The following is an 18,506-nucleotide window of genomic DNA, read 5'->3' as shown; positions in this document are numbered from 1 at the left end:
GAAGCTGCTGGCATTAGCGAAGAACTTGTCCGCATATCTATCGGTATTGAAGATTTCGAGGACCTTAGGCTAGACTTCGAGCAGGCTTTTGAGAAGGTCTAAGCCCATGATGGCTTCGACTTTTGCAAGTATTGTCTCTGGTGTTATCGTCGTCATACAAGAGCGGTGCTGACAGGAGAAATTCTTACACCGTGAAAGCCCTTCGACATCCATGCCGAAGAGCGTAGAATGGCAAGGCCTACAGTCGACATCGGTGTAGGCATACATATCTTCGCTGACATCACCAAGGATAGCAGGGCTTACAGGGCCGAAGATCGTCACCGTAGGTATCTTCATAGCGCGCGCGAGGTTTAGAGGGCCGGTATCATTTCCGACAACGACGTCGGCATAAGAATATAATGCCATAAGATCTTTCAGCGAAGTCTTCCCTCTGAGGTCTGTGATATTCTCTCCAAAGACGGTGTAATCTTCTGGTCCTTTTTCGCTCTCTGTTCCCGTCAGGACAATGCTCGCACCGTATTTATCGACAAGCATCCCTACAAGGTCATGATAGTGTGGCCATACTTTTATCGCCTCGACACTTCCTGGATGAATTACTATTGTTGTCTTAGGGGTTTTTGTAACAATGCCATCAGGAAGCTCTTGATGCCGCTGTTCTATTAGTGGTGTTTCCGAGACGTCATAGACGCCAAGAGGCCTGAAAAGCTTCAAGAAAAACGCTGGTATGCCTTTAAACTCTCCGGAGAACGTAACGGGCTCGTTAACGAAAATTTTGTCTTTATAGCGTTCCTTCTGCATGAATCCGATACGACGTGGTATCGACGCACCATAGACGACACCGTTTAGGAAACCTTCGCATATATTTATGCTTAGGTCGTAATGTCCTCGGCGTAATTTCCTGACAAGGGATGGATGCTTTTTTTTGCCGTGGTATGGCAGCACAGTATCGACATATTCTTGTCCTACGAGGACATCGACGAAGGCTTTATTAACCAAAACGGTGATATTGGCATTAGGATATTGTTTTCTTATGGCGCGCAAAAGTGGTGTCGCGAAGACAAGGTCTCCTAGGCGGAATGTTGCAATGACGAGGATATTTTTAGGGTCTTCAGAGGATGCTTTTTTAAAGATCTCCTTAATAAAAGCTGTGACGATGAACAGTGCCACCGTACATTTTCCTAAAAATTTTTTCATAGGTTAAAATAAACTGTTTTACAATAATCACAAATACAATAGTCTTTCTTATAATAGGAAGCAAACAAAAAAAGAAGGCCCTCAATGAAGAAGATCCTCGTTTTCATCGCTATCTCGTTTATACTTTTAGCGTTACTGTTTATACATAGTAGTATCAGCGAAGAAAGAAGCGCTACGCTTGTCATCGACCGTGCAGCCACCATCGCCGCTTCTGCAGAAATTACTGCCGAAGAATACCCCGATGCCGACGTTGTTCTCATCGACTCCCTTCAGCAGGTGAAATATCACCATGACGGCACCTATGAACAGTGGGACGAGCAGTATTTTAAGGTATTGACCGATGCAGGAAGAAAGAATTTCTTGACTATTACGAGTTTCTTTGTAGAGCCGTACCAGACAGAAGAAGGGTGTACTATACCTCTTGTCGAGGTGATAAAACCCGACGGCACTGTTATTGTTATCGACGACGAAGCCACCGTCATGGTCGACTCTTCAAGCATAGACAGCAACATCTACGGCACCAACAACAAGCTTGTAAAGGTCAACGTCCCTGAAGTCGACGTCGGCGACACCATACACTTCATTATGTACGACAACATCGTGTATCCTCGTGTCAAGGATATGTGGTACGACATGGTTCTTTTCGAGAACACCTTCCCGATACGGCATATGACATATTCTGTCTCTGGCCCCAAAGATATGCCTCTAGAGAGCATCGCCCTAAAAGGCAATACTTCCGACGATATAATATCGTCATCATACGAAGGCCCCGACTCCTTGCGGTATACGTGGGAATGCAGCGATGTCCCGCAGGTGTTCTTAGAACCTTCTATGCCTTCGTTCGCAAGCGTTGCACAACGTCTTCTTCTAAGCACAACATCATCGTGGGAAGAGCTTTCGCAATGGTATTGGGACATCTCGCTTCCACGCTATACTACGTCGTCAGAACTAGAAGACGCCGTCAATGCTATTGTCTATAATGTCAACACTCCAGAAGAAAAAATCGAGGCTCTTTTTTATTGGGTGGCACAGAACATCAGGTATTCCGGTGTCATCGCCGAGACGGTATCCCCTGGCTATGAACCTCATGAAGTTACGATGACCTTCGAGAAAAAGATGGGAGTATGCCGTGACAAGGCAGCGCTTCTTGTCGTGATGTTACGCTATGCTGGCTTCGAAGCGTATCCTGTCATCATCCATAACGGTCCAAAGAAAGACATAGAAGTTCCGATGCCATATTTCAATCATGCTATAGTATGTGTCTCTATCGACGGCGAATACATCCTCATGGACCCCACCGATGAGATGACAAAAGACCTCTTGCCAGCATACCTCAGCAACAAAAGCTTCCTCGTAGCGCGCCCTGATGGCGAGACCTTGCTGACATCGCCGACGGCTCCTGCCGAAGACAATATGATGGTAGTCGTCACCAATGCCAACATCGCCGATTCTGGAGAGCTACGTGCTGAGAGTTCCCTTACCTTCGAAGGCATCAATGACAACGCTTATCGTAATGCCTTCGCCAACATGAAAGAAAGCGACATACTTCGTTTCTTCGAGAGCCGCATCGCCGAAGCTATCCCTGGTGCCACCTTGAAGCATCTTTCTATCGCTCCTACCGACATCCTCGACACTTCGGTTCCGCTGTCTGTAAGCATCACCTACGAAGCCACTGATGCCGTAATTTCCGGCGATGACGCCACGATAATTTCCCTCCCACATCTAGGCATATCTCGGCAAGGCAGCAACGAGGGTTTCGGCATAATAAACTTCATACTATCAGAAAACACCTCTCTTGAATCGAGAGTTTTCCCTCTAGATCTATATACGACATGCGGCGTCTACGAAGACATCACTCTTTCCATCGACAAATCTTTTGGCGCGCCTATTTCTCTTCCTGACGATGTCGAAAATGAAAGCGGAACGGTTTTCTGGAAAAGAGACCTCGATTATTCTATCGACAGGACGACAACGAAACTCCATGAAACCTCTACTTTTATGATAAAAACCCTGGAGTTCTCTCCAGAAGAGTATCTTTCACTAAAAGACACTATTAAAGACGTAGAATATGACCAACGTAAGGTACCGATATTGTCGAAAGATAATGACGAAGAGATATACTATGACGACGATGGTGATATCGTCATCGAAAATCTTCTCATCGACTACGACATCATCGACGAAAATTCTTGGACGAAGACCGTCGCCATAAAAAAAGAAGTCCTTACCTATGGCGGAAAAAAAGACAACTCCGAGATAACGGTAAGATATAACCCTTCATGGGACAATATCGATATCGTCGACATCACCATCACTGACGCCGATGGCACGACGCACCACCCCAACAACAATGAGATAAACATCATGGACGCCACTTGGGTTGGCTCTGCGCCACGATATCCTGCTGAGAAGCTTCTAACAATAGTCCTTCCTGGCGTCGATATCGGCAGTACAATAGAACACACGCTGAGACACACATACACAAAAAGGCCGTTCTTCTCTACGATGGAGACTTTCAGATATCTCGACCCTCTCAGCAGCAAAAAGGTTACCATCACAGCACCAAAAAAAATCGAACTTCAGACTTTGAAGACCGATGCCGGCATCGCCGTCGAAGCTCCTAACGATGGTATAATAGCAGAGAGCATCGACGACAACGATGATAAAACCATCTTCCAATGGGAGGCTTATAACATATCTTCCGCTAAAGAAAGCTCACTGCCTCCTCCATGGTATTGCTACAATCCCACCGTCCTCTGCTCATCCGGAACGTGGGAAAAATATGCTCCTGTCGTCAGTAAAACGCTGCATTCCGCCGTCGATGACGCTGACGCTATGGAAGATCTTTTCGACAAAATCACCTCAGACTTCGACGATGATAAAGCTGTAATTGCCGCCGTCAGGGACTACGTCGATAAGAAGGTACGCCTTGTTCCTATAGCATTTTATGATATGCCACTGTCGGCGATATCGCCAGCGGCAAAAACTCTAAACGACGGATACGGACATAGCGCCGATCGTGCCATCGTCTTATATAGCATCCTTTCTGCCGGAGGCCTCGACCCTGAATTCGTCATGGCATCGTATTCCACAGACATCGACATCATAAAGAACCATGTACAAGGCCTTCCTGATTTCACGTTATTCGGAGAAATTCTCGTAAGGGTTCCTCATGAAGAAGGATACGTTTATCTCAATGACACCTCACGGCATGCTGCCATAGGGACGACGCCTCACAACGGCTTCCTCGGCATCGTCATCGACGATGCAGAGCTTATTACCATAGGGTCTCTTCCCGACACAAAAGAAAGAAAATATGACTCCTACAATATCTCCCTAGACGACACCGGCGCAGCGACAATAACATATAATAAGGCATTCTACGGCGTAGGATATCAGAATATGAAGGACATGTTCGACGCGATGTCCCCCGAAGACCTCCGCCGCTATCAAAATGATATCGCAGCAACATTTTCTACCTCGGCAACGGTCGTCGATGATATCACTATCAACTTCTCAAAACATCCCGGAACGATGTCTATCAATATAGCCATCGACAACTTCGCTGTCGTCGACAACGAAAATATGTACTTCACACTGCCACACACCCTTAAAGAGCTTTTCCCTACATCTTCAGAAAAAAGGACTATCCCTCTTCTGTGGGACAGCTCTCTCGATATTACGATATTGACGACGATAACGCTGCCGGAAGGCTATACCGAGATTCTCATTGCACCAGAAGACCTCCGCTACGAGCTTCCCAATAACGCTGGCGATATCGTGGTATCGTCATCATACGACGACAACACCATAACATTAATACATACGACGAAAATACTGCCGGCGCTTTTCGACGCCGCAGAATACAGCGTGCTAAAAGATATCAACGAAAAGCTTTCGCACCCACGATCGCGAACTATTATGGTGAAGAACGAAAACAATGATCAATGATCAGCGCACGGCTAAGCATCACGTAGTCGTTGCAAAAGGGCTTTTTCTTAGGCATGTTTTATTCTGAAAAGTTCAACATGCTTATCGATGTCGCTTGGAAGTTGATCTTCTCGCATTTCTCTTCTAGGATAATGCTCATATGCGCTCTTCGTCATGAAGATCCTATTAATTTCTGCTGCTATGCCAGCACACTCGTCAGGAGCGACATCTCCATGACATACTTTTTCATCTGTCCAATCATCTATTTTTTCCCAAATAATATCTGTATATCTTCTGTCTGGAGAATATCTTTCGTCTTGTTTAGCCGGAGGATATGCAAGAGGTCTAATCCATTCGGTTCTTCGGAAACGCTGTCGTATTGATTCTTTTGCGCCGTCCATACACGAGCAACATTCCAAAAACGACATTACCGACTTCGCTTTTTTTACTACTTCGGGCGCGGGTGGAGGGGCTTTTTCCATCGCCGTAGCAAAGAAATCTATCGGTGTCATGAAAATGCTTTCACGAGAGCCTTCCGTCACCTGTTCTTGAACGTAGTCAGGAAGAATCTCGGGAAGCTTTTTTGCTATATGCATAAGTTTCTCAAAAAGCACTCTCGTTAGATTTTTCCACGCAAAATCTCTATCGTGTATCGTACGAAGCTGTTCCATAGAGAAGCTTTCTATTATCTCACTTATAAGCGCTACTGGAAACTCAAAGCCTTCGATATATTCTTCTTCTGAATCTGTTATCCTCTGTTCTATTGTGACCTTTGCCATGCTATCAAACGCACACCGCTTTATTCCCCAGAAAAGATAATACAGGTAATTTTCAAGCGTTTTCTCTGCAAGGCCGACGATAGAGGAAAACTTTTGTCGCCTCACTGTCTCATCATCATCGACTGCTATCTTCTTCGTTGTGAGCTCTGCTATACCTTTACCAAACGCCTCTTTCACTGACTGCTTTACCGTATCGCCAAAAGCTCGCACTGGAACCTTGGCCTCGTAGAAATCTCTTTCTCTTCTATATACCTTTGTTGTCACATTAAAAAGATCGCGTATCTGGCCGGCAGATAGTATGGAAGTATCATCGCGTTGCGCTATCGCGCCCATCTTTTCCACGCCTACTTCTTTAAGAAGCACTTTTATCTCTCGAGAGCTTAGAAGCTTTTTAACTTCTTCGCTATTTTTAAAGATTTTCTCGTGCAATGTTGTTGCCGATATCTTGTTTATACCATCAAAAGTTTTTCGTAAACGAATTATCTTATTAGCAAGAAAACATATCCTACTATTTACACTACCACCATCATAGTGTGTGTCGAACCGCTCAACACGATCGAACTCTTTTCTACTCATCCCTCGGCGTCCACACCGTGATACACGACGATTTAAACACGAACCAAAATCTACGCCACATGCCACTTGGAAATTACCGAACCTTTCTTTGTTACCATCAAGCTTCTGTTTTATTGCTTCTCGGAGTTTTTTCGTGACAGCTTCCGCATCACGAGGCTGATCTTCTTCAGCACCATATGTGCTACTTTGCGATATCATCTGAAACTCTACAGTACCGTCGACGTGTGCTCTATCTCCAACATTGACATTTGCCGTATTGCAACAACCTACACACGCGTGCTGCAAAGTGGCATTGGGGTACTCAAGTTCAAAAGAAATGTTAGGAAAAGATTGCATAATATGTCTCCTGAAATTTAAAGTTATACCACCTTAACCTTCAGAGAATATTCTTTCAATTATTAATAACCATGTGTTATACTTTTTATTCCGAAAACAACAACAAAAGAAATAAACTGTTATGTTAGAATGCAACCTTAAACAAGTATATTTTTCAAAGAATCCTCTCGATTTGCTTCATGCTCCTGCTAATGACGGCATTGATACGCAAAAAGGCGAAAAACCAACAACGCAAGATGTTCAAGATGTAGCAAGTTTAACTTTTACGAGAGCCGATGTAAGGCCAGCGCGAAAATCTCCTTCGCTCTTAGCAAGCGCATTCAAGCCCATAAAAAATCCGCCTTCAGAAAAATAATATATCTTTTTTTGTATCTTTTCATATGATGGGGCTTTAAGAACATAACCCCTTCATATGCCATGACAAAATATTTCATTCCTTTCTTTTTGTTTATAACATCACTTTATGGTGGTACTGCTGTACAGGGGTGGTATCCTGAAGACTTCGATGTCGCTGCTGCCGCCGAAGGCGTTGCTACGATACTCGACCAGCAAGGCAAAGACGTCGATAATATCGGCATAGAGAATATCATCTTCACCGATGCCGACCACACGCTTTTAAAGACGATGACGCCGATACTCTTACGCGATACATCGACTGGTCAGCTTGTCAAAGACCCCAAAGATGGCACCTTGCTACGTCTTCCCAACCGCGGAGCTTTTTCGTCGCTGCAGCTGCTAAAACAAGAGCTTCCTTCCTTGCCTTGGGACAGTATAGAAGTCGATTATATGGAGATGGGATCTGTCGTCGCTCTCGATGTCACCGAAACCATAGATTCTATGGTCGCCGTTCTTATGTCTTCCGATAAGATGTCGAAAAACCGTGAATATATCATCACAGCACGCAGCGATGACGATGTCGCCGCCGCCATGGAAGACTACTTCCTAAACCTCGGCATCGACATCAACGGTGTCTTCGCCGTAAACAACGCCACCATCGGCGATACTATCGGATACAGCGAACACCATATTACTATAGCGCAGAAGAAAGCCCTCATCATCGAAGCGATATTACACCTATACACTTCTCATGAAAATACTATAAAATCTGTGTCATTCTACGACGACAACGACGACAACCTCGTCGTCGCCATGAATCTATTGCCGGAGCTTTTCCCGAAGATAGATTTCTCTTTCTACGACGTCGTCCACGAAGGCAACAATATTTTCACCATCCACAACATTGCCAATGCCAAAGATGGAATACTCGTCTCTCCCGAAGGTGAAAAGCTCAGCGACGAAGACATAGAATACCACAGCTACGATGCGCCAATTCCCGACGAATAAAATAGCGTATAGTTATAGCGTTTAGCGGATAGAAAAAGAATAGGATTTTTCACCACAGAGTACGCGGAGGAATCACAGAGTTTTCACAGAGGGTCCAACTCTCATCGCCATCGTTTCGATAGTGATGACGGCAAAGACAAAGCAAAAAAGAAAAGGCGTTTCGGCTTTTCTTTTTTGCTTTGTCGCGGGTTTCCAAAGGGAAGTTTTCCCTTTGGCGCGGGATTGTTAAGGGTGCGCGGAGCACCCTTAACCGCGGAGTCCTTAACATTACCCTTGTGATGCACGTGTTTCGTATGTTTTCCACTTGTCGTCGACATCTTTCTGTGCGAGTTCCAGGAGGCGTGCTGCCTCTTCTGGATCGCTTTTTATTAGCGTCGTATACCTTACTTCGTTGTAGGCGTAGTCTTTCAGTGGTATCGTCGGTTTTTTGGAGTCTAGGACGAAGGGGTTCTTCCCTTCTTCGACGAGTTTTGGATTGTAGCGCATGAGCGGCCAGTATCCGCATTCTACTGCGAGCTTTTGCTGGTTCATACCTTTGCGCATATCGATGCCGTGTGCTATACACTGCGAATATGCCACTACTATTGCTGGGCCGTCATGCTCTTCAGCTTCGCGTATCGCCTGTATCGCCTGTCTTTGGTTTGCTCCCATGGCGATACGTGCTACGTATATGTTTCCGTATGTCGTCATCATCATGGCGAGGTCTTTCTTGGCACCCTTTTTCCCGCCGGCGGCGAACTTCGCTACGGCAGCACGTGGAGTTGCTTTCGACATCTGCCCACCGGTGTTGGAATACACCTCTGTGTCAAGGACAAGGACTTTTACATTCTTCCCTGATGCCAGGGCGTGGTCTAAGCCACCATATCCTATGTCGTATGCCCATCCGTCACCGCCTACTGTCCATATACTTCTTTTTAGAAGGTTGTCGGCAAGGGACACCAGATGTTTTGCTTTTTTGTCTTCGCTGTTCTGTAGTTTCTCCTTAAGAGCCGCTACACGGCCGTGCTGGTTTTGTATCTCTTCTTCGGTGTTTTGTTCGGCATCGACAAGGTCGCGAGCGAGGTCTTCGCCGATTTCGCCGGCGAGATCTTTTACAAGGATTTTAGCCATGGCAGTACGTTTTTCGCTGGCGATGAGGAATCCAAACCCGAACTCGGCGTTGTCTTCGAAGAGGGAGTTCGCCCATGCTGGCCCACGCCCTTCTTTAGTATGCGTCCATGGTGTCGTTGGGAGGTTCCCACCGTATATCGAAGAGCATCCCGTAGCGTTGGCAACGAGAAGCCTCTCGCCATACAGCTGGCTGAGGAGTTTGACGTATGGCGTCTCACCACACCCTGCACAGGCTCCCGAGAACTCAAAGAGCGGCTGTGCACTTTGCAGGCCTTTTACTGTAGCGAGGTTTAGTTCTTTTCTGTCAGCATCGGGCAGCGTCTCGAAGAAGGCAACGTTTTTCTTCTCCTGCTCGAAGATAGAAGCTTTGTCTACCATATTTATCGCTTTCATCTCAGGATTTTCTTTGTTCTTAACAGGGCATGCCTCGACACAAAGCCCGCAGCCCGTACAATCTTCTTGATATATCTGCAGGGTATATGCTTTGTCTTCGGCGCCTTTTGGCGGCTTGACGTCAGCGCTTTTGAAGCCTTTAGGGGAGGATTCTAGTGCTGTCTTGTCGTACGTCTTAGCGCGTATCACACCGTGAGGGCATACGAACGAGCAGTTGCCACACTGTATACACGTCTCGGGGTCCCAGCATGAAACATTAGGAGAGATATTACGTTTTTCCCACTTCGTCGTCCCTGAAGGATATGTTCCATCGACAGGCATCTTGCTGACTGGTATGTCGTCGCCTCTTCCTGCCATTATCTCTGCAGTGAATTCCTTGACGAATTCCGGGGCGTCGTCAGGGACTGTATCGATGATGTCGTGTCCTGTTATTTCTTTTGGGAATTCGACCTGATACAGGTTCTCAAGGGTGGAATCTACAGCTTCGAAGTTTTTCTTGACGACTTCTTCGCCTTTCTTGCTATATGTCTTCTCTATAGCTTCTTTTATCTTAGCGATAGCCTCTTCTTTTGGTAGCACGCCGGATATCGCGAAGAAACACGTCTGCATTATTGTATTTATTCGCGCTCCCATGCCCGTCTTCCTTGCGACGTCGTAGGCATCGATGACATAAAGCTTAAGGCCTTTGTCGAGGATTTGTTGCTGAACGTTTTTGGGAAGATGCTGCCACACGTCATCTTTGCTGTATGGGCTATTGATGAGGAACGTCGCTCCTTGTGCTGCATTTTTAAGGATGTCGATCTGGTCGAGGAAAGGAAACTGGTGGCATCCTATGAAATTAGCATTCTGTATAAGGTATGGAGCATGGATTGGCTCCGGACCGAAACGCAGATGTGATATCGTTTTAGAACCCGACTTCTTGGAGTCGTAGACAAAATACCCTTGGGCATAGTTGTCGGTCTCTTCGCCAATGATCTTAATAGAATTTTTGTTAGCACCAACAGTGCCGTCGGAGCCGAGGCCATAGAACATCGCCTTCACAGAATCACCTTTCTGTATTGTAAAAGCAGCGTCGTAGTCGATGTTTGTATTGGTGACGTCGTCGATGATTCCCACAGTGAAATGGTTCTTTGGGGCGTCTTTCTTCATCTCATCGAAGATACCTTTTATCATGGCAGGGGTGAATTCTTTAGAAGATATACCATACCTTCCTCCTACGATTTTAGGCATGGCTTCTGTCGGCAGCGTTCCCGATAAGGATCCTTCGTTGAACGCAGTAACGATATCTTGATATAACGGCTCCCCTGTCGCTCCCGGTTCTTTTGTTCTGTCGAGGACGGCGATAGTTTTCGTCGTTGCAGGAACGACTTCTAGGAATTTCTTCACAGAGAATGGTCTATATAGGCGTACTACGATATACCCGACTTTCTCGTCGGAAGTTTCGTTAATATATGGTACTGTTTCGGCAAGAGTGTCGGCACCTGACCCCATAATGATGATGACACGTTCTGCGTCGGCAGCGCCATAATAATCGAAAGGACGATATTTCACGCCGGTAAGTTCTGCGAATTTATCCATAGCCTCTTGGACGATATCAGGTGTTGCTTCGTAGAAAGAGTTCACTGTCTCTCTTCCTTGGAAGAAGACGTCGGGGTTCTGTGCCGTGCCCCTGACGACTGGTTTCTCTGGGGTAAGGCCTCTATTGCGGTGTGCGATGACGAGGTCGTCATCGATCATAGCCTCTATCTGCTCGTCGGAGAGAAGCTCTATCTTGTTGAGCTCGTGCGATGTCCTGAAGCCGTCGAAGAAATGTATGAAAGGTATGCGGCTTTTAAGCGTGGCGGCCTGAGCTATTAGCGCCATATGGTGAGCTTCCTGGACGGTGCTCGACGAAAGCATCGACACTCCCGTCGTTCTGCATGACATGACGTCGGAGTGGTCGCAGAAAATCGACAACGACTGGCATGCTATAGAACGCGCCGCAACGTGAAGCACTGCAGGTGTCAGCTCCCCGGCAATCTTGAAGAGGTTTGGTATCATAAGCAGCAGGCCTTGTGACGCGGTGAATGTCGTTGTTAAGGCACCACATTGCAAGGAGCCATGCACTGAACCGCTAGCACCGGCTTCGCTCTGCAGCTCGGAGATATGAGGGACGTTGCCCCATATGTTTTTCTTGCCTTCTGTCGACCATGCGTCGGCGAGCTCGCCCATCGACGTCGATGGTGTTATCGGATATATCGCACATACCTCATTGACGCGATACGCTACATATGCTGTAGCTTCGTTAGCATCCATGATGACGATATTAGATTTTTTCTTTGAAGACATAGAACTTTTCTCCTTAAACCAATGATTGCGACCTATATTTTCTTTAGCGCCATAGAGTTGGGCAAGATGGCTCAATGAGCGACAAGCGAATAGTTGTAACTATTCGCGAGGAGCAAAATGAGTCAGGTTGCCTGACACTATGGATGCTATAGAAAACGTGGTCTTTTTTTCTTTCTGAAAAGCCCTGGCAAAAAATATAAACATGTTAAGATAAATATTTTAAACCATTACTATTTCTTATTGTTTTTATTTACCCATTTGCTGTTATTTGACTTCACCATATTTCTTTTTGCAGCAACACATCTGCTTTGATTCTATCCTTGCGAATGTTTTAACATTCGCTCGTCTTTCATCTTCGCACCTGTACCACTGCAAAAACCATATATCAAAGTATAGGTCGCAATCATGGGTTAAAATAAAGGCTATTATACTTTTTTTGAATCTTACGCCTTTAGGTTACGCTATAGAGTTCTATTATTTCAACTTTTTTCCTCTTGCGCTCTTTATTCTTTCTATGAGATCATTACATTTAATATCTTTACTAGAAAAAACCATGGCCTCATTGTTACGCTCGTTATTATCGCCGATTATCACGTTATCGTTGTTCGTCCTTGCCAACAACTTCTTCATAACATTCCTCAGCGTATCTTTAAATTCTCAGGGCGTATCCACTTCACTCATCGGCGCGCTACACTCTATAAACTATGCGGGGTTCATGTTCGGCGCGCTAAAAAGCGAGAGTATCATCCGCCGTGTCGGACACATCCGTGCTTTCGCCGCCTTCGCATGCCTTAACATGTCTACGTATCTCGTCCACGGAATGTTCTCATTCCCCGTGACATGGCTTGCCATGAGGTTCTGTGCGGGGTTCACCATCGCCACGATGTTCGTCGTCGTCGAGAGCTGGCTACTGTCTAAGAGCTCTCGCAACACTAGGGGGGTAATATTATCGATATATATGATAACGCTATACACCTCACAAGGGGCGAGCCAATATATCATCGACATCGTAGACATCATGACATCGATGCCTTTCGTCGTCGCCGCGCTGCTATGCTCGCTGTCGATACTTCCCCTAACTATAACACGCACTCCCGCTCCTGAGCTCGAGAAGGCTGAACCAATAAGTCTCAGAAGCCTCTTACGAATATCGCCTTTCGGTGTTATAAGCTGTATGATGTCGGGATATATCATCAGCACGATATATTCCTTCGTCCCGATCTTCGCCCAGGAAAAATTCCTATCGGTATCGTTAGTGATGAGTGTTACTATAGCAGGAGGGTTCCTCCTACAGTGGCCTATCGGGAAGCTGTCCGATATCTTCGACAGAAGGAAGGTCCTGACGATACTATGCTGGGCGATGCTATTCCCTGCCTTATTTATCATCGTACTTCCTTCTGTTCCATTTTTGATATTACCGCTGTCTTTCCTCTTCGGCGGGCTGTGCTTTTCTATCAACCCTGTAAGCGTCACGCAGGTATGTGATCATATCGAGACGCAACATATCACTGGAGCGACGAGCATGCTCTTCGTAGTATATGGCTTCGGAGCGATATTAGGGCCACTGACAACGCCTTTCTTCGTAAAACATATATCGCCGGCAGCGCCGTATATCTCCATATCCCTCGGCGCCGTTCTTCTGGGGATTCTTGGGCTATATACCCTAAAACACCGTAAGCCGATACCCCCCGAAGAAAAACAGGACTTCATAAGATCGACAGGGACGTCATCCGTCTCCTATGAGATGAATCCTAACGTCGAGACTCCTGAAGATCAAAATAAATAAAATTTTATAGGGTATAAATATGCATATGTTATTACTTATTGGCATCGGAGGTTTTTTCGGAGCAATATTACGATACTTGATGAGCGGATGGATACAAAACGATGTCGTTGCCTTCCCGTTAGGAACGCTGGGAGTAAACTTCATCGGAAGTTTTTTCCTTGGCTTGATAATGTATCTTTCGGAATACAAAGGTATCTTTAACGAAGATACCAGAATATTTCTCACCGTCGGTGTTTTAGGAGCTTTTACAACGATGTCGACATTCAGCTATGAGTCGTTCAAGCTACTGGAGCAGAAAGAAATGTTGCTACTTACTATCAACGTCGTAAGTACTATACTATTAACATTCGCCGGCATATATTTAGGGAAATTTATCGCTGTCGACATATGGAGGGTATGATCATGAAAAAAGAATCTGAAGCAATATTATTAAGGATCTTCATTGGGGAGTCTGACGAATATAAGGGGAAGAAATTATATAAGCATATCATCGAGATCCTAAAAAAAGAAGATATCGCAGAAGCTATTGTTTTACGAGGGATAACAGGTTTCGGGAAGACAAGCCGCGTACATACTACTTCGATATTACGCCTTTCGACAGACCTTCCCATTGTCATCGAGGTTACCGATACAAAAGACAACATCGAAAAGGTGAAACCCTTGTTGTCTAGCATAATAAAAAAAGGCCTCATCACCGAAGAAAAGGTTAATATCATCTTTTATAGCCCATGATTGCGACCCGTCCTTTGCAATAGAAAGTTCGGTGTTGGTAGTCCGGAGTTCGGAGATAGGATTTTTCACCACGGAGGCACGGAGTTCACAGAGAAGACGATGTAGGCATATAGGGCTTCAAATCCGTGCAATCTCGGAGTTGAACTCCGAGATTGCATAAAAAACTCGTAGCTTTTTTACAACTCTTTCAGCAACAACATAGCTTCCAATGCAATCTCGGCCGTTTCTTGGTCATTTCCTGCCTGAAAAGTGTTGTTTATACGGTTAGCATAGACCGTGTCTATTGAGGAACACGGAAAGTTTCCGTGTGTTGAACACCAAACAAAGATGGTAGCTTCTTCCATTGAATAGAACAGGGCTCCTCGCTGAACAAGCTCATTATGCTGTTCTAGAAGGCGTGGTGGAATATATCCGTCGTCGTCTGGACGTGCCTGCCCTTCATTGAAGCATGTTGTCGTCACGCTGATACCTACAGGGCAGTCCTTGCCCATATTTTCAGAAGCCTGCTTCAGGGCGGCAACGACCCTCCAATCGGCAACGGCAGGCCATTCTATTGGAGCCCAATTATCGCTAGCGCCGTCATAGCGGCAAGCGGCGCTGCTGATAAGCGCTGAACCACAGTCGTATCCTGGCTGAAGCACACCACAGCTACCTACTCTGATAAAAACTCCTGCTCCTGAGCGTACTGCTTCTGGCAGAACAACTCCAGTAGAGGCGCTTCCCATGCCAGTAGTTACCACGGAAATCGGCATGCCCTTATATTTTCCAGTAAAGGACTTCAGCCCACGGTTGCTACCAACCTCCTTGCTATCGGTAAAAAATTCTGTGGCGATAAGCTCAGCACGTTCTGGCGAGCCGACCAATATGCAATGTCTGGCTAAATCATTGGGAGCGGTATGTAAGTGATATTGCCGACCATCCTCAAGAACGGGTTTGTCTGCGATCATAGTTTCTTCTTTACTATCAACTATTCCTATTTCAGCTTCTGCACATGCGTATGAAGTGAATATCGTAAAAATTACAAAAAGTATTTTTTTCATGATGTTTCCGCCCTGGTTTTTATAATAAATAATAAGTAATGCTTCAGCAGACTACATCACAGAGACTATTTCTGCAACAGTCTCATTAATAAAGCCTTAATTAAAATATTAAGTATTATAAATAATAAAAAAATAAAAGTCCGGCGTCCTCAGCTAGAAAGTCATTAGTGGTTTTCAAACAAAACGCTCTTGAGTACAATACTACCAGTGATTGCAACCTGTCCTTTGCCATAGAAAGTTCGGAGTTGGTAGTTCGGAAATAGGATGGTGAATGATAGGTTGCAATCACAGAAAAAAAATGCCTAGAAAAAATCGAGGTCTGATTATGAATGAAATTTTTCAAGAGTTGAAAGAATCTCTTCTTTTTATGCATGTCCCAGAGTTGAGAGATACATGCAAACAGCTAGGCCTCCCCTTTTCCGGCATCAAGGGTATTCTCATTCATAGGATTCTGCACTTCTTAAAAACTGGCGAGCTTGCCAAGACGCAGAATTTCCCTGAAGCATCGAAAGCGAAAAAAGGAATTAACTATCCCCTGCTACCAGAAACGCTTATCCTCTACGGCAGCTATAAGAACAATGCAGCGGTGCGTGCTTTCATGAAGACATTAGTCGGCGATCATTTTCATTTCACCGCTTTCGGCATAGACTGGATAAAAGAGCGTTGGATGTCTGGCGACCCACCATCTTTCCAAGGGTTCGCCGACTTCTGGCAGTGGCAACATCAAGCCAACAAAAAAAAGAAGCCTACCCCTAAAGATGAGTGGAGGTATATTAGGTTCACTCAAGACTATATATCGAAAAAACCCGCGGCTTCCCACAAAGAAACTATTGAAGCCTGGAAACAAGAACAGACCAAGCAGTCCAAAAAAGCACGAAATATCATCAAAATCATAACAGAATCAAAACACTCTCAATGCAAACATTAGAAAAAAACATCACAAACTTCTTAGGCAACAAAGGCAAAAGCTGGCTTGCTGCCCTACCTAATATCACTAAAAAGCTGGCGAAGCAGTGGAGTCTATCTAATATACAGCCTATAGACAATATGTCTTGGAATTATGTTGCTAAGGCCGTCCGAAATGACAACTCCCCTGTCGTTCTTAAGATCAGTTGCGATGAAAAGCTCATTTGTAGTGAAGTAAAAGCGCTACAGCATTTTTCTGGCTATGGCATGGTTAAATTGCTAGCCCATAATGCTGAAGAGCATGCTGTTTTATTAGAGCAGGTCTTACCAGGTGATTCATTATGCTGTATTTTTCCTCATCGAGCAGAAGACGTAATAGATTATTATGCAGCAGTGGTACGGCAGTTTATTTCTGTTCCTCATCCAGCAAACGATGAGTTCGAACATATAAGCTCTTGGCTCGTTGCTATTGATAATGCTGACAAATCTAAATTTCCTGAAGGTTTACTCGAGCGGGCTCTTTTCTTAAAAAATAGGTTGCTCGCCACATCAAAAAATGAATTATTGCTTCATGGCGACTTGCATCATGACAATATCCTTTCAGATGGTAAAACTTGCGTTGCCATTGACCCTAAAGGTGTCATCGGTGAAATAGAATTCGAAGTCGCCTGGTTTGACTTTATACATGATTCTGAGTTGCACAGACATGACATCCCTATTTTATTTGAAAGGCGCGCCAAAGTTCTTTCTGATGCTTTGAACATAAATTTCCAGCGCCTCAAAGACTGGGTATTCGTCAGGCTAATTTTAAGCGCTTGTTGGATGGTAGAAAATAACGACGACCCAAGTATGGTCATCAAGCAGGTAAAAAGAGCACGAAACATCATCAAACAGTTGAGAAAAAAATCATGAGCAACAAAAAAATTGGCATTATCGGCGTTGGTAATATGGGGTTAGCAATAATTTCTGGAGCGATATCTTCTGGTGTTTTTACAAAGGATGACATCATCGCCTTTGAGAAGAACGAAGTAAGACAGAAACATATCGAAAGCACTATAGGCATCTGCTTCGCCTCATCTTTACAAGACCTTGCCCGCTGTGAACTTATCCTTATGGCTGTGAAGCCTCAGGATCTCGAAGATGTTTCGAAATCTTTATCGGAGTATATTCTCCCTGAAACCCTAGTTGTAAGCGTCGCTGGCGGTGTTACCACTGAAACATTACAAAAGTATCTGTCTGGCAAAGGACACATTATAAGAGTCATGCCAAACACCCCTGTTTCAGTATGCTCTGGAGTTTCGGCATTATGCATAGGAGATCGATGTACTGAAGAAGACATCAAGAAAACACAAAAGCTCTTTCAGTCTTTGGGGACGACGCTCGTAATAAAAGAAGATATGTTCGACGCAATCTCCGCTTTATCGGGTTCTGGCCCCGCATATTTTTTCTATATGATAGAAGCCTTGGCTGCTTCGGCGATACAAAGGGGTTTCGACGAAAAGACGGCGTTGAATTTAGTTATAGAAACGTGTTATGGCGCCATTAAGCTATTAAAAAGCTCTGGGAAATCTCCACAAGAACTCCGCAAAGAAGTTACAAGCCCTGGGGGTTCCACCGCCGAAGCCATAGAAGTTTTCGATAAAGAAAAGATGCCTGGTACTATCAACAACGCCATTGAAGCAGCAATACATCGCAGTAAAGAGATGGACCGCCAAAATACTAACTGACTGATGTTACGCGCTACCGATTTTTTTACCACAAAGTTTCCTAGGGCGCTCTGCCGCCCCTGCAATAAAAAGTAACAAACCCCAATTTTTCACCACAGAGCCACAGAGCACACAGAGAGCGCCCACTGCGCAGAGCGCGCGCAGCGGACGCACAGCTGTCGACATTGTCGTTGATTGCACTTCCTTTCTTTGTTTTTCCTATAGCAAACGTAAAGATACAATCTTACTATTACGACAACGTCGAGAGGGGGCACTGCCGTGTCCGGGTTTGTTCATTGTTCAATGAAAAAGGGGGTCTGGGGGAATCCCCCAGCCATGTTTTTTC

Annotated in this window: 14 protein-coding genes; 10 read left to right on the top strand and 4 right to left on the bottom strand. The window is 45.2% G+C overall.

The window, feature by feature from the left end; all coding sequences use genetic code 11:
- A partial coding sequence (locus tag HN980_06370; GenBank protein ID MBT6929095.1) for a hypothetical protein occupies positions 1-102 on the top strand: 102 nt, incomplete at its 5' end.
- Here HN980_06370 and HN980_06365 read toward each other — a convergent pair.
- Positions 70-1,194, bottom strand: a complete 1,125-nt coding sequence (locus HN980_06365; protein MBT6929094.1) for a glycosyltransferase family 9 protein — start codon at positions 1,192-1,194, stop codon at positions 70-72. The genes HN980_06370 and HN980_06365 overlap by 33 nt on opposite strands.
- An 84-nt stretch (positions 1,195-1,278) precedes the next feature.
- On the opposite strand from HN980_06365, the gene HN980_06360 reads away from it, so the two are divergent.
- Positions 1,279-5,145 (top strand): DUF3857 domain-containing protein, encoded by a 3,867-nt coding sequence (locus tag HN980_06360; protein MBT6929093.1) that lies wholly within the window; start codon positions 1,279-1,281, stop codon positions 5,143-5,145.
- 47 nt (positions 5,146-5,192) lie between these two features.
- On the opposite strand, the gene HN980_06355 is transcribed toward HN980_06360, so the two are convergent.
- Positions 5,193-6,815: a hypothetical protein gene (locus HN980_06355; protein ID MBT6929092.1), complete on the bottom strand. Its 1,623-nt coding sequence runs from the start codon at positions 6,813-6,815 to the stop codon at positions 5,193-5,195.
- A gap of 121 nt (positions 6,816-6,936) precedes the next feature.
- On the opposite strand from HN980_06355, the gene HN980_06350 reads away from it, so the two are divergent.
- A complete protein-coding gene (locus tag HN980_06350; protein MBT6929091.1) occupies positions 6,937-7,170 on the top strand; it encodes a hypothetical protein in 234 nt (77 codons plus the stop codon).
- A gap of 62 nt (positions 7,171-7,232) precedes the next feature.
- Positions 7,233-8,159: a hypothetical protein gene (locus tag HN980_06345; GenBank protein ID MBT6929090.1), complete on the top strand. Its 927-nt coding sequence runs from the start codon at positions 7,233-7,235 to the stop codon at positions 8,157-8,159.
- A 267-nt stretch (positions 8,160-8,426) separates the two neighbouring features.
- On the opposite strand, the gene nifJ is transcribed toward HN980_06345, so the two are convergent.
- Positions 8,427-11,990, bottom strand: a complete 3,564-nt coding sequence (gene nifJ / locus HN980_06340; GenBank protein ID MBT6929089.1) for a pyruvate:ferredoxin (flavodoxin) oxidoreductase — start codon at positions 11,988-11,990, stop codon at positions 8,427-8,429.
- A 553-nt stretch (positions 11,991-12,543) separates the two neighbouring features.
- On the opposite strand from nifJ, the gene HN980_06335 reads away from it, so the two are divergent.
- From HN980_06335 to HN980_06325, 3 genes are read left to right on the top strand one after another with little or no spacing between them, the layout of a single operon-like run.
- Positions 12,544-13,776: an MFS transporter gene (locus HN980_06335; GenBank protein MBT6929088.1), complete on the top strand. Its 1,233-nt coding sequence runs from the start codon at positions 12,544-12,546 to the stop codon at positions 13,774-13,776.
- A gap of 19 nt (positions 13,777-13,795) precedes the next feature.
- A complete protein-coding gene (gene crcB / locus HN980_06330; protein ID MBT6929087.1) occupies positions 13,796-14,176 on the top strand; it encodes a fluoride efflux transporter CrcB in 381 nt (126 codons plus the stop codon).
- 2 nt (positions 14,177-14,178) lie between these two features.
- Positions 14,179-14,508, top strand: a complete 330-nt coding sequence (locus HN980_06325) for a DUF190 domain-containing protein (GenBank protein ID MBT6929086.1) — start codon at positions 14,179-14,181, stop codon at positions 14,506-14,508.
- Positions 14,509-14,684: 176 nt separating this feature from the next.
- Here the strand turns inward: HN980_06325 and HN980_06320 are convergent, their stop codons facing one another.
- Positions 14,685-15,548 carry a nucleoside phosphorylase gene (locus HN980_06320; GenBank protein ID MBT6929085.1) on the bottom strand — a complete coding sequence of 288 codons (864 nt, stop codon included), beginning with the start codon at positions 15,546-15,548 and terminating at the stop codon, positions 14,685-14,687.
- Positions 15,549-15,873: 325 nt separating this feature from the next.
- Between HN980_06320 and HN980_06315 the strand changes: the two genes are divergently transcribed.
- From HN980_06315 to HN980_06305, 3 genes are read left to right on the top strand one after another with little or no spacing between them, the layout of a single operon-like run.
- Positions 15,874-16,476: a hypothetical protein gene (locus HN980_06315; protein ID MBT6929084.1), complete on the top strand. Its 603-nt coding sequence runs from the start codon at positions 15,874-15,876 to the stop codon at positions 16,474-16,476.
- Positions 16,464-17,366, top strand: a complete 903-nt coding sequence (locus HN980_06310; protein MBT6929083.1) for a phosphotransferase — start codon at positions 16,464-16,466, stop codon at positions 17,364-17,366. Before HN980_06315 ends, HN980_06310 begins: the two co-directional genes overlap by 13 nt.
- The gene (locus HN980_06305) at positions 17,363-18,181 is read left to right on the top strand and encodes a pyrroline-5-carboxylate reductase (protein ID MBT6929082.1); all 819 of its coding nucleotides are present in this window, start codon (positions 17,363-17,365) and stop codon (positions 18,179-18,181) included. The genes HN980_06310 and HN980_06305 overlap by 4 nt, the downstream gene beginning before the upstream one ends.
- Positions 18,182-18,506 lie beyond the last annotated feature (325 nt).

It is taken from the genome of Waddliaceae bacterium (genome assembly GCA_018694295.1).
Taxonomy (GTDB): Bacteria; Chlamydiota; Chlamydiia; order Chlamydiales; family JABHNK01; genus JABHNK01.
This window is presented reverse-complemented; position numbering and strand designations above follow the sequence as displayed.

What these genes read in the sequence shown, in the direction of transcription:
- HN980_06355 (MBT6929092.1), bottom strand. Translation starts at nt 6,815, where the DNA reads ATGCAATCTTTTCCTAACATTTCTTTTGAACTTGAGTACCCCAATGCC.
- HN980_06360 (MBT6929093.1), top strand. Translation starts at nt 1,279, where the DNA reads ATGAAGAAGATCCTCGTTTTCATCGCTATCTCGTTTATACTTTTAGCG.
- HN980_06350 (MBT6929091.1), top strand. Translation starts at nt 6,937, where the DNA reads ATGTTAGAATGCAACCTTAAACAAGTATATTTTTCAAAGAATCCTCTC.
- HN980_06310 (MBT6929083.1), top strand. Translation starts at nt 16,464, where the DNA reads ATGCAAACATTAGAAAAAAACATCACAAACTTCTTAGGCAACAAAGGC.
- nifJ (MBT6929089.1), bottom strand. Translation starts at nt 11,990, where the DNA reads ATGTCTTCAAAGAAAAAATCTAATATCGTCATCATGGATGCTAACGAA.
- HN980_06320 (MBT6929085.1), bottom strand. Translation starts at nt 15,548, where the DNA reads ATGAAAAAAATACTTTTTGTAATTTTTACGATATTCACTTCATACGCA.
- HN980_06335 (MBT6929088.1), top strand. Translation starts at nt 12,544, where the DNA reads ATGGCCTCATTGTTACGCTCGTTATTATCGCCGATTATCACGTTATCG.
- HN980_06305 (MBT6929082.1), top strand. Translation starts at nt 17,363, where the DNA reads ATGAGCAACAAAAAAATTGGCATTATCGGCGTTGGTAATATGGGGTTA.
- HN980_06325 (MBT6929086.1), top strand. Translation starts at nt 14,179, where the DNA reads ATGAAAAAAGAATCTGAAGCAATATTATTAAGGATCTTCATTGGGGAG.
- HN980_06315 (MBT6929084.1), top strand. Translation starts at nt 15,874, where the DNA reads ATGAATGAAATTTTTCAAGAGTTGAAAGAATCTCTTCTTTTTATGCAT.
- HN980_06365 (MBT6929094.1), bottom strand. Translation starts at nt 1,194, where the DNA reads ATGAAAAAATTTTTAGGAAAATGTACGGTGGCACTGTTCATCGTCACA.
- HN980_06345 (MBT6929090.1), top strand. Translation starts at nt 7,233, where the DNA reads ATGACAAAATATTTCATTCCTTTCTTTTTGTTTATAACATCACTTTAT.
- crcB (MBT6929087.1), top strand. Translation starts at nt 13,796, where the DNA reads ATGCATATGTTATTACTTATTGGCATCGGAGGTTTTTTCGGAGCAATA.